This is a genomic window from Acidobacteriota bacterium (assembly GCA_009691245.1).
Taxonomy (GTDB): Bacteria; Acidobacteriota; Terriglobia; order 2-12-FULL-54-10; family 2-12-FULL-54-10; genus SHUM01.
This window is the reverse complement of record SHUM01000080.1, coordinates 1-11784: the sequence shown is the minus strand read 5'-3', so window position 1 is coordinate 11784 and position 11784 is coordinate 1. Positions and strand designations below refer to the sequence as shown.

At 60.2% G+C, this 11784-nt stretch carries 9 protein-coding genes, 1 tRNA gene and 1 riboswitch; of the genes, 7 read left to right on the top strand and 3 right to left on the bottom strand.

The features are described from left to right. The first annotated feature begins 327 nt into the window (after positions 1–327). Positions 328–2163, top strand: a complete 1836-nt coding sequence (locus EXQ56_13990; GenBank protein MSO21535.1) for a type II and III secretion system protein — start codon at positions 328–330, stop codon at positions 2161–2163. 327 nt (positions 2164–2490) lie between these two features. Here EXQ56_13990 and EXQ56_13985 read toward each other — a convergent pair whose 3' ends face one another. Next, the gene (locus EXQ56_13985; protein ID MSO21534.1) at positions 2491–2880 is read right to left on the bottom strand and encodes a hypothetical protein; all 390 of its coding nucleotides are present in this window, start codon (positions 2878–2880) and stop codon (positions 2491–2493) included. Between the two features lie 556 nt (positions 2881–3436). Further along, positions 3437–3546: riboswitch (SAM riboswitch) on the top strand. Between the two features lie 135 nt (positions 3547–3681). On the opposite strand from EXQ56_13985, the gene EXQ56_13980 reads away from it, so the two are divergent. The 3 genes from EXQ56_13980 (at position 3682) to proC (ending at position 6249) form a co-directional block, all read left to right on the top strand. Next, entirely contained in the window at positions 3682–4938 is a 1257-nt protein-coding gene (locus EXQ56_13980) for a threonine synthase (GenBank protein MSO21533.1), read from the top strand. Positions 4939–5015: 77 nt separating this feature from the next. Continuing rightward, positions 5016–5297: a MoaD/ThiS family protein gene (locus EXQ56_13975; GenBank protein MSO21532.1), complete on the top strand. Its 282-nt coding sequence runs from the start codon at positions 5016–5018 to the stop codon at positions 5295–5297. A gap of 34 nt (positions 5298–5331) precedes the next feature. Further along, positions 5332–6249 carry a pyrroline-5-carboxylate reductase gene (proC, locus tag EXQ56_13970; protein MSO21531.1) on the top strand — a complete coding sequence of 306 codons (918 nt, stop codon included), beginning with the start codon at positions 5332–5334 and terminating at the stop codon, positions 6247–6249. Positions 6250–6317: 68 nt separating this feature from the next. On the opposite strand, the gene EXQ56_13965 is transcribed toward proC, so the two are convergent. After that, positions 6318–6554 (bottom strand): hypothetical protein, encoded by a 237-nt coding sequence (locus EXQ56_13965; GenBank protein ID MSO21530.1) that lies wholly within the window; start codon positions 6552–6554, stop codon positions 6318–6320. 104 nt (positions 6555–6658) lie between these two features. Then, positions 6659–6734, bottom strand: a tRNA-Thr gene (locus EXQ56_13960). A gap of 195 nt (positions 6735–6929) precedes the next feature. On the opposite strand from EXQ56_13960, the gene EXQ56_13955 reads away from it, so the two are divergent. The 3 genes from EXQ56_13955 to EXQ56_13945 form a co-directional block, all read left to right on the top strand. Further along, a complete protein-coding gene (locus EXQ56_13955; protein ID MSO21529.1) occupies positions 6930–7427 on the top strand; it encodes a (2Fe-2S)-binding protein in 498 nt (165 codons plus the stop codon). After that, a complete protein-coding gene (locus tag EXQ56_13950; GenBank protein MSO21528.1) occupies positions 7424–9847 on the top strand; it encodes a xanthine dehydrogenase family protein molybdopterin-binding subunit in 2424 nt (807 codons plus the stop codon). The genes EXQ56_13955 and EXQ56_13950 overlap by 4 nt, the downstream gene beginning before the upstream one ends. A 210-nt stretch (positions 9848–10057) precedes the next feature. Then, positions 10058–11784: ABC transporter ATP-binding protein (locus EXQ56_13945; GenBank protein MSO21527.1), on the top strand; the 1727-nt coding region annotated here is incomplete at its 3' end.

Sequence of the window (11784 nt, the reverse complement as noted above, 5' to 3'; positions counted from 1 at the left end):
TTGTCTTCCCGCTGGCCACCGCCACTTCAACCTGCCGCAACACCGTTACGATCTGCTCTGGTTTGTACCTCTGCATCGGCATATTCAAATACCTCCCTCATGAGATTCTCTCTCACTTCGGCTGGTATCGAAATCGCCGGGCAGGTCAAATTAAGATTGTCGTCAACAGAGCCGCAAGGGAGCAGAGGGGATTTCATTACGGAGAGCCACCCCCGGTTCCCTTACGGTCGCGGCTCTGCTCCACCCCATTGCCTTAGTTAATTCTCCCCGCACAAACACCTGGCGCAATCGTTGCGTAGCCTCACGGCGCGGCCTACAATCAGTGATATGGGCGACTGGGCTAAAATGCGCGATAGGTTTAAGCTAGCGGTCCTGATGGCCGGATGGCTGGCGCTGGAATTCGCCACTGCCACTGTCGCGTCCGCGCAGATATTCCCCGCCCTGGAAACTTCCGCCGGAACGACCACCAGAACCGATAGCGCGGGAGCAGCCTATTCCACCGCGCAACTGGTGGAATTAAGAAGCCCCGTCGAGCGCGCCAGCATCGATGTGGAGACGCCCAGCATTCGCGGCATCTACGACGCCATCTCCCGCGCCTTCCAGATTACGCTCAGCTACGATGGCAGCCTCACCGAGACGCGCATCGTCGCGCCATTTCATATGCACGAAGCCACGCTTGATGAAGCGCTGGCCGCCGCCGGCGCCCTCACTAGGTCCTTCGTCGTGCCCATTGCAGAGCGCGTGGGACTGATCGCTCCCGACACCGCCGAGAAGCACGCCGACCTGGAGCGCAACGTACTCGCCTACTTCGCGCTGAACCCCGCCGTCACGCCTGAACAGATGAGCGAGATCATCACCGCGCTGCGCAACATGGTGGACCTGCGGCGCGTCATCCCCGACAATCGCGCGCGCACCATCGCCATCCGCGGCCGCGCCCGTCAAGTGAAGCTGGCCAGCAAATTCATCGAAGCCTTTCAGAATCCTCCCGGCGAGGTGCTGCTGGAGGTTCACCTGTGGGAACTGAACCGCGACCGCGCGCGCGAGATCGGCCTCACCGTGGCGCGGCCCTTTGACTTGGTATTCCTGCCCGCGCAGGCCGCGGCGGGCGCGGTGCTACCGGCGGTCAGCGCGCTGAGTGGAGTAGGCCTGGCGGGATTGCCTTCGGCTCCACTCTCGGCGGCGGCCGCACGCTTGCCGAGCATCGGCGCGTTCGGAACTTTGCAGACGCTCTACGGGCTGACCCTGCCGGGATTGCAACTGGTGCTGAACAGCAATTCATCGCTGGTGCGCTCACGGCAGGTGATGCGCATGCGCGCTGCGAAGGGACAAAAAGTCACGTTGCTCTCCGGCGTGCGCTATCCGGTGCTGAACGCCACCTATGCAGATCCCAGTCTGGCCGCTGACGCCAACACCGGCCTGTTTCCCGACGTCCAGTATCAGGACATCGGAACCAACCTCACCGCCACCGCCTATTTCCACGCGGGCGGCGAGATTACTTTGCAGTTCGATCTGGCCACCAAGTCCATCGCCAGCCTGAACACCATCGGCATTCCCACCATCTCGAATCGCCAAACCATCTCGCAAGTCCGTCTGCGCGACGGCGAGGCCTATCTGCTCGGCGGACTGTTCCAGCACTCCGATGTGAAGACGGTCTCCGGCTATCCGTTGCTGTCGCGGATACCCATCATCGGTTCGCTATTCGGCACGCGCCGCCGCCAGCAGCAGGACAGTGAGTTCGTGCTGGCGATTCGCCCCATCATCATGCGACCCGACCCGGCGGAGTTGATTGCCTCGCGCGCCCTCTTCTTTGGACGCGAATTAACCGGCCTGCCCGATGTCCCTGAACCCCCGCCTCCGGTGCAGCAGCAACCGGGCGTTCCCGGACAGCCAGGACAGCCAGGCCAGCCGACTCCCGCCGGGCAGCCGCAACCCTTCGCAAACCCCCAGCCGTTCGCCCAGCCGCAGCCCTTCGGACAACCGTTCGGTCAGCCATTTGGCCAGCCGCAACAACAGCCCCCCGGCAATCAGCCACAGCAGCCCTTCGGGGGACAGCAGCAACCCTTCCAGCAGCCATTCAGCCAACCCTTCGGTCAGCCCGGAAGCCAGCCGCGCCCCGCCCCGATCTCTCCCCCCATCCCCGGCTTCCCCATCCAGCAGCAATAGCGCCGCGCGTGCGTGACAGAGCCGCGACCGTGAGGGAGCGGTGGTTGGTTTTAGGGCGGAAGCGGAACTAAAGATATTGCAGCACTATCCCGCATCAACGCCTCAAAACCAACCCCCGCTCCCTCACGGTCGCGGCTCTGTCACCGGCCAGACGGCCATGGGCTCGCCCTGTTGATTCAACACATAGTCAATGGCCCCAGAAACCTGCTGTGGGATCCATAAGTATTGTGTGCTGCCGTGGTGGGTCCATCGCCTACGACCATGCGGTTCCATTCCCGTTGCATTCAGCGCCAGGCTGGCATAGGCCTTAAAATCATTCAACACGCGCTACGGACCGATGCTCGCGCTGACTACCACATGAACGTGATCGGACCGGACATGCACCGCCCACAACCGCCACGCGCGATAAGCGCAAACTTCCTGAATTGCCCGCAGGACAATTTCCCGCTGATCCGCATTCAGCGCGAACTCCGAGTTCGTCATTTGTTGTTCTTCAATTTCCACCATGACCGCACTCGGTGGAACAAACGGCGTGCCATAAGCATTCGTCCGGCGATCAACGGTTTCGGCGCCCTCGCCATGCAGCCGTTTGCCATAACAGGAAAAAGTAATCAGATAAGCCAGCGGAAATGTTCTGGTGGCAACGGTACCCAAGCCATCCCCCATGCCACGCGTGACAGTGCCGCGCGCGTCAGCAAGCGGGCCGATGGAACGCAATGTCCCAGACGCCGGGTATTGCTTTTGCTCTTGGTTTTGCAAAGCGCGGTGGGACACAAATTTGCATTATGCTCGGGCGGTCGGAAAAGCATCGGCGTCCAGGACGTGGTTTTCCATTTGCCCGCTTGCTGACGCGCGCGGCACTGTCACGCAACACCATCACGGGCGAGAAACGCAACGGGATAATTTGGATAATTCCGCAAAGTAGGAAAATTTGGAATTTGTTGAAGAGTGCTGGGGCGCGACTCCTGCTTCGGAGAACCACCGAAGCGCAAAAATACAAATATAATAAGAATATAAAGCGAATAAAACGGGAACATTGACTCACCGATGACGGCGCGAAATTTTCCAAATAATCCAGAAAATCAAAAGCGTCGGTCGACCGACAGAACCGACGATTCCGCAAGAACCGTGAAAGTGTGTACTTTGGGCTTTCTGGTCAATTTGGATAATTTGGATGCCCCGTTTGGACCCAAACCTTCTTCCAGCCGGTCGCCCCTTGACAGAATTGCGCGGGTCGTGGTAAGCTAGATTTTTGATTCGATTCGTTCCCCGAATCTTATCCAGAGTGGCAGAGGGACAGGCCCGACGAAGCCACGACAACAGGACAGAAGATCGTTCCTGTGCCAAATCCTGCCTCGGCAATACGCCGAGGGGAGATGAGAATGGGGAGGCGTTAGCTTTCCTGACACCTCTTCCATTTGGAAGAGGTTTTTGTTTTTTGGCCCCCTTTAGCAATAAATGGTCACTGCCCTATTTTAGGGCAGTTGGGTTTAGGCCGAAAGAGTCAGGGAGGTTCGTTTGTCCTACGTTACCGGTCTCAAGTGCCGCGAGTGCGGCAAGGATTATCCCATCGCTCCACGCGTGGTCTGCGACTGCATCGCGCCGCTGGAGATCATGTACGACGTGGCCGGATGGAAGCGCGACCTGACGCGCGAGAAGATCTCCAGCCGCCCGCCCAACATGTGGCGCTACCGCGAACTGCTTCCCCTTTCCAATGATCCCACAGTCAGCCTGAACGTCGGCTACACGCCGCTGGTGAATGCGCCGCGCCTGGCGAAAGTGCTGGGCTGTCGCAAGCTGTGGATCAAGAATGACGCGGTGAATCCGCCGACGCTGTCGTTCAAGGATCGCGTAGTGGCGGTGGCGCTCAACAAGGCCATCGAGTTCGGCTTCAAGATCATCGCCTGCGCGTCAACGGGAAACCTCGCCAACGCGGTCGCCGCGCACTCCGCCGCAGCCGGCTTGCAAGCCTACGTGTTCATCCCCGAGGATCTCGAAGAGGCCAAGATCATGGGCTCCGCCGTGTATGGCGCGAAGGTGGTGAAGATTCGCGGCAACTACGATCAGGTCAATCGCCTGTGTTCGCAGATCGCCGGCGAGCATGGCTGGGGCTTCGTCAACGTGAACCTGCGCGCGTTCTACGCGGAGGGTTCGAAGACACTCGCATACGAAGTTGCTGAACAGCTCGGCTGGCGTCTGCCCGATCAGGTAGTTGTTCCCATGGCGGGCGGATCGCTCATCACCCGCGTGGGCAAGGCCTTTGATGAGCTCACCGAGATTGGATTGGTCGAAGGCAAGCCGTACATTCTCTATGGCGCGCAAGCCACGGGCTGCTCGCCGATCACCACTGCGACGAAGGCGGGGCATCGCGAGATCGAGCCGCAGCGGCCATCGACCATCGCGCGCTCGCTGGCCATCGGCAATCCGGCGGATGGTTACTACGCGACTGGCGCGATCATGGCCAGCGGCGGCGCGGGTGAAGATGTATCCGACCCGGAAGTGGTCGCAGGCATGAAACTGTTGGCCGAGACGGAAGGCATCCTCGGCGAAACCGCGGCGGGGGTTACCGTGGCGGTGGCGCAGAAGCTGCTGGCCACAGGCAGAATGAACCCGGACGCCGAGACGGTCCTGTGCGTCACCGGCAACGGGTTAAAGACGCTCGATGCGTTGCATAATCAGCTCGACCTCGGCCTCACTATTCGACCACGCCTTGAGGAATTTGAAGAGCAGGTGCTCAACGCAGTGCAGGCGGGCGTGCCGGTGTCAGCAAGCTAACGGCAATATCCATAGGCCTATTGATAAGATTGGCGAGCGCACTGCCTCGCATCGGCAAGAAGGAAGGAACATTCAACATGGGCATCAAGGTACGAGTACCCACGGCAATCACGCGCGGCGCGACGGGGAGCGACAATCTGGATTTGGCGGTCGCCAATCTGCCGGAGCTGCTGGCGAAACTAGAGTCGCTCTACCCCGGCGTGAAGGCGTCGCTGCTTGACGAGAAGGGCAATCTGAATCGCTTCGTTAACATCTATGTGAACGATGAAGACATCCGCTTCCTGGGCGGCGACAAGTATCAGTTCCAGGAGGGCGACGAAGTTCTGCTGATCCCATCCATCGCCGGCGGAGCATTCTAAGCATAGATAGCGGCCCAATTAGCGGAGAGACATCATGGCACTGAAAATCGGTGTGATTGGAGCGGGCAACATTGGCGGCGCGCTGCTCGGCGGCATTGTGAAGAGCCGCATTGCGCTGCCTAAGAACATCGTTGCCATCGACGCCAGCGACGATTGCCGCCGCCGCGTCGCAGCGCAGTGGAAGGTGAAGGTCCAGCCTGCAGCCACGGCGAAAGTTCTGGCCGATCGCAATCTGATTATCCTCGCCGTCAAGCCGCACATCATGCCTGCGGTGTTGCAGGAGCTGCGCGGCGCGTTGCGGCGCGGTCAGATAATTCTCTCAGTCGCGGCTGGCGTGCCCATCTCATTTATCGAGTCGATAATCGGCAAGAACGTACCGGTGTTTCGCGCCATGCCCAACATCCCCGTGGTGGTGGAGGAAGGCGCGACAGCCGTGGCGGGGAATCGCGCCACCACGGCGACGCAGCGCAAACTGGTCGAGAAGATTTTCGGCACGCTCGGCGCAGTGGTCAGCGTGGACGAAGCGCACCTCGACGCGGTAACGGGCCTGTCGGGCAGCGGTCCGGCGTACATCTATCTGGTGATCGAAGCGCTGATCGACGGCGGCAAGAAGGCCGGCCTGCCGCACGACGTCGCGCGCAAGCTGGCCGAGCAGACCGTGCTGGGCGCGGCCAAGATGGTGCGTGATTCCAAGCGCCACCCCGCAGCGTTGCGCGATGAAGTGGTAACGCCCGGCGGCACCACCATCGCGGGCCTGCACGAACTGGAGAGGCACGGCCTGCGCTCGACGCTTATCAGCGCGGTCGAGGCCGCCACTGCGCGCTCGCGCGAAATCGCCGCGCAGATCGTCGAGCGCTTCTCGCAAGCTTCTGCTCCATCTCCATCCACCAACACCGCACCTAATAACAGTCGCCGTGTGACTGCACCACGCAGGCGATCTCGAAACAGCTAGGTTGCTAACTCGACCACGCGGACACACTTAAAGCCTCAGGCACGCTTGGCGGGATTGCGAACAGGGTATTACGCGCGTGATTGCGTCTGGCGCTCCAAGCGGCGCATGGCGGCGCCCCAGCGCAGGAACTGCCACAGTTCGCGGCGCGCGTTCCACATTTCACGGAAGAAGATTGCGAAGGTGATGGACTCGGCGGGAATGCCGGTGTAGGTTTCGATGCGCCAGCGCAAAAGGGGGCTGCGCCAGGGGCGCAGGCGGTAGCCACGCGATGAGACCCACAGGAAGCGTAAGGAATAGGCGATCATCGTGGCTCCCTCAACGTAGTGTATGGCGAAAAGCAGGTCCCACGTCGCTATGCTCCTCGGGATGACGAACGGCAAGTGTGAAGAGGCAGCATGGCGGTGAAAACTGGAGCCATCCCGGGGAATCGAACCCCGAACCTCCGCATTACGAATGCGGCGCTCTGCCAATTGAGCTAGGATGGCCTTTACTCTTTTCACATTTCGTATTCAGTTAGTTTAATGGACCGTGGCGGTCCATGCAACTTTACTACTCGAAACTTTGTACTCGAAAAGCATACGCGGCGCGCCGGGCCAAAAGATTACTTGTATTAAGTTTACGGCTCTCTGGTAAAATCGTGGCACATTGGCCCGTTAATCCGGATCGCAAGGAGATGGAGAATGAGCAACGTAATATTGAAGGTGAACGGCAAGTCGCACACCGTCGATATCGACCCGGCGACTCCGCTGCTATATATCCTACGCAATGATCTCGGCCTGCAGGGTCCGCATTTTGGCTGCGGACTGGGGCAGTGCGGAGCGTGCACGGTGATCATCAATGGCGTGGCCGTGCGGTCGTGTGTTACGCCTGTCTCCAGCGTGAAAGCGGAGATCACCACGCTGGAAGGACTCGCGCAAAACAACAAGCTGCACCCCGTGCAGCAGGCCTGGATCGAAGAGCAGGTTCCGCAGTGCGGCTTCTGCCAGAACGGGCAGATCATGACCGCCAAGGCGCTGCTCGACAAGAACCCCAATCCAACCGATGCGCAGATACGCGAAGGGATGGACAAAACTCTGTGTCGCTGCATGACGTACTTCCGGATTCAAGCCGCTATCAAGCGGGCCGCGAAAGTTATTTCGGCTGGCGTTGAAGTTGCGGGCAAGGAGGTGAGCGCATGAGCCAGTTCACAAAAATTCCACAGCAAGTACAAGACGCCATGGAGAAGTTGGACGCGGGCACCTCGCGCCGTGATTTCCTGAAAGGCTCGGGCATGTTCGTGGTCAGCCTGAGCGCGGGCGCGATCTCCGCCGCCGGACTGCTCAGCCCCGAGGCTGCCGGACAAACAGGCGCGGCCGCGGTGGCGCAGGCTGCCGGTCCCTATCGCGATCCTGACTTCAAGCAACTCGATTCCTGGATCGTGATTCATGAAGACAGCACCGCAACTTTCTATGTCGGCAAGACAGACGGTGGCCAGGGAACCGGCACGGCTTTCCGTCAGATCATGTCCGAAGAACTCGACATCGCATTTAACAAAACCAACCTCATCATGGGCATCACTGATAAGACTGTCGATCAGGGTGGATCGGGCGGTTCGGATGCCATCGAGACCGATGGCTGGCCCATGCGACGCGTGGCGGCCGAGGCTCGGCGCGTCCTGCTGGAGTTGGCAGCGGCGAAGTTCGGGACGCCCGTCGCTCAACTCGCGGTCAGCGAGGGAGTGATTAGGGTCAAAACTGATCCCGCGAAAACAGTCAGCTATGGAGAACTGGTCGGCGGCAAACGGTTCAACATGACCCTGACGGGCAACAACATCAACGCCACCACCGGCGTGGCCAAACTGAAGTCGGTGCAGGAACACAAGATCGTCGGCACGTCGCCGCAGCGCTATGAAATTCCCGGCAAGGTGGACGGGTCGCTCAAGTGGGCTGTCGACGCCAAGGCGCCCGGCATGGTTCATGCGCGCAACGTGCGACCGGCGTTTGCAGGCGCCAAGCTGATCAGCATCGATGAGTCGTCAGTAAGCGGCATCCCCGGATTCATCAAAGTGGTCAGCAAGGGCAACTACGTCGCGGTGATCTGCGAGCGCGAGGAGCAGGCGATCAAGGCCTCGCGGCAACTCAAGGTCAATTGGGAAAAGCCCGCGACGGCGTCCTTCCCCACATCGGAAAATCTTTTCACCTACATGCGCGCCGCCAAGCCGACTTCCGTCGTGCAATCCCGCGAAGGCCAGGGGCAGGCAGTGGAGGGCGACCTCGAAGCTGCGCTGAAAAGCGCGGCCAAGGTGGTGGAAGCGGCCTACGATTTCCCGTTCCAGGGGCACACCGCGCTCGGACCGGCGCACGCAATGGCTGACCCGTCGGACGGGCAGATGACCATTTGGTCGAATGACATGAAGGCCTACGGCCTGCGCATCGGCGTCGCCGATTTCCTGGGAATGCCGCGCGATCGGGTGCGCGTGATTTGGCAGGAGGGTCCGCAGCTTTATGGCCGCACCGCCGCTGATGACGCAGGATTCGAGGCCGCGTATCTGGCCAAGGAGATCGGCCGGCCCGTGCGCATGCAGTGGATGCGGCATGAGGAGACCGGATGGGACGCCAAGGGTCCGGCGTTCACCTTCAATTTCCGTGGAGGTCTGGATGCCCAAGGCAACGTGGTGGCGCTGGAGTATAAAGCCCGCACGATGGACTATGCTCACATCGGCTACAACGAGCCTGATACGGTATTGATCGCGCAACTCATGGGCCGCCGGCCCAAGCAGACACCGCCGGGCGGCGCGGCCAATCCTTCGGAGATGTACGCCATCCCGAACCGTCGACGCACCAGTGAAGTGGTGAGCATGCCTCTGGTCTGGGAATCGCCGCTACGCATTGGAAATTTGCGCGACCCCAATGGTCCGCAGATCACCTTCGCCGCCGAATCGTTCTTTGATGAACTGGCGGCGGCGGCGAAAGCCGATCCGCTGGAGTTCCGTCTGCGCCACCTCATGGCCAGCGCCGAGGATGACGAGGAGTTCACCCGCGCACGCTCGATCGCCGTGGTCAAGGCGGCGGCAGCGGCTTACGGGTGGGAACCGCGTTCCGCACCGAGACCCGTTGGCACGGGAAAGATTCTTGCCGGACGCGGCTTCTCGTATTGCTTCCGCGGTTCGACTGTCGTCGCGGAGATCGCCGATGTCGAGGTGAACCGCGAAACGGGACACGTCTGGGTAAAGCGGCTGGTCTGCGCGCACGACTGCGGTCTGGTCATCAACCCGGAAGGTTTGCGACGCGTCATCGAGGGCAACCTGCTCTATGGTCTGAGCCGAGTGCTGCACGAGGAAGTGCAGTTTGACACGGAGAAAGTTACCAGCGTGGATTGGGTAACGCATCCCACTCTGCGGCATAGCGACACACCGGCCCGGATCGACGTCGTGCTGGTCAACGGAGATCCCAACCCGAACCGACCTGACTTGGCTCCCTATGGCGCCGGCGAGGCTGCCTGTAAACCGACGGGTGCGGCGGTCGCCAATGCGGTATTCGACGCGACTGGCGTTCGTATTAGACGTGCGCCACTACGCGACAAGCGCGTGCTGGAGGCCCTCAAGGCCGCCCGCGTGTAAGTTCGCAAAACAAAGCAAACTGAGCTCCATCCTTTGCCCGCCGCGCCGGACCGCTTCCGGATCGGCTGGCATTCTGCTATACGGAGCTGACAGAGCCGCGACCGGAAGGGAGCGGTTCAGCGCAGTCTGGCTTGTTCTTTGAGCAACCGCTGCCTTCTAGTCGCGGCTCTGTTTCGCTACTCCATCGGCAAAAATGCTTTAATAGAAGACATGGACCCTCATTCGAAAAAGCCCAAGAAGAGCGTTAAAGAGACACTGGCCACGCTGCCGGAAGTTTGGGAGTTGCTGCGCCCTCGGCGCGGCCTGCTGGCTATTGGTATGGTGTTAACCGGAATCAATAGCGTCTCCGGCCTGGTGCTTCCCGCCTCCCTAAAATATTTGATTGACGACGTGATCGGCCAGCGACAAACCGACCTGCTACCCTGGCTCGTCGGCGCGGTGATGACGGCAACGTTGATCCAGGCCGGCACCTCATTTGCACTCACTCAAACGCTCTCCATCGCGGCCCAAAAGCTGATCGCGGAGTTACGGCGAAAAGTCCAGGAGCACGTCGGAAGGCTTCCCGTGGCCTACTACGACTCGAACAAATCGGGAGCGCTGGTGTCGCGCATCATGAACGATGTGGAAGGCGTGCGCAATCTGATTGGGACTGGCTTAGTGCAATTCGTGGGTGGCTTGCTAACCGCTGCCATCGCACTGGTGGTCTTGGTGCGCATCAGCCCATTGATGACTGGGATTGCCTTTTCTTTTTTGCTCATCTTCGGTCTGGTCCTGCGCAAAGCGTTCCGCACGATTCGGCCCATCTTCCGCGAGCGGTCCAAGATCAACGCGGAAGTCGCTGGCCGTCTCACTGAGTCGATTGGCGGAGTGCGCGTGGTCAAGGGATATCACGCTGAGCAGCGCGAACATTCCGTCTTTGCCGCTGGCGTTCAGCGGTTGCTGGATAATGTTCTACGCTCGCTGACCGCCATGTCCGTGCTCACATCTTCATCAGCGGCGCTGATCGGCGTAGTCGGTTCCATCGTCATGTACATCGGGGCCAGCCAGGTGTTGAGCGGCTCACTCACGCTGGGCGGCTTCTTCACTTACACCATGTTTCTGGGATTCCTGGTTGCCCCACTCATACAAGTAGTTGGCATCGGCACGCAATTAACTGAAGCAGTGGCGGGCCTCGACCGCACCCGCGAAGTCTTGCGGGAATCTCCCGAGGACACCGACCCAAAACGCACGATCGCGCTGTCGGGGATTCGCGGAGAAATTGTTTTTGATCATATCAGCTTTTCGTATGATCAGGGCACACCCGTTCTGCATGAAGTTTCCTTTCGCGCGGAGCCGGGCAGTGTTACCGCGTTGGTGGGATCGTCCGGGTCAGGCAAATCCACCATCATCGGATTGATTGCGGCGTTTCATGTGCCGGAAGAGGGCCGTATCCTGGTAGATGGCGTAGACCTGTCGAATGTTCGCTTGAACTCGTATCGCCCGCACCTGGGAGTGGTGTTGCAGGAATCCTTCCTGTTTGATGGGACAATTCGTGACAATGTGGCTTTCTCGCGTCCCTATGCCACCCAGGAACAGATACTCCTCGCCTGCAACATCGCGCACGTCAGCGAATTCGCGGAGCGTTTTGCCGACCAGTACGATACGGTGATTGGCGAGCGCGGTGTGAAACTCAGCGGCGGACAGCGCCAACGCATCTCCATCGCGCGCGCGATACTCGCCGATCCCCGCATCCTGATCCTGGACGAGGCCACCTCCAGCCTCGATTCGGAATCGGAGTCGCTCATTCAGGAAGGCCTGGCATACCTGATGCGCGGGCGGACAACGTTCGTCATCGCCCATCGACTGTCCACCATTCGCCGCGCCGATCAGATTCTGGTGATCGAAAAAGGCAGCATCCTGGAACATGGCAATCACCAGGAGTTGTTCGCAACGCGTGG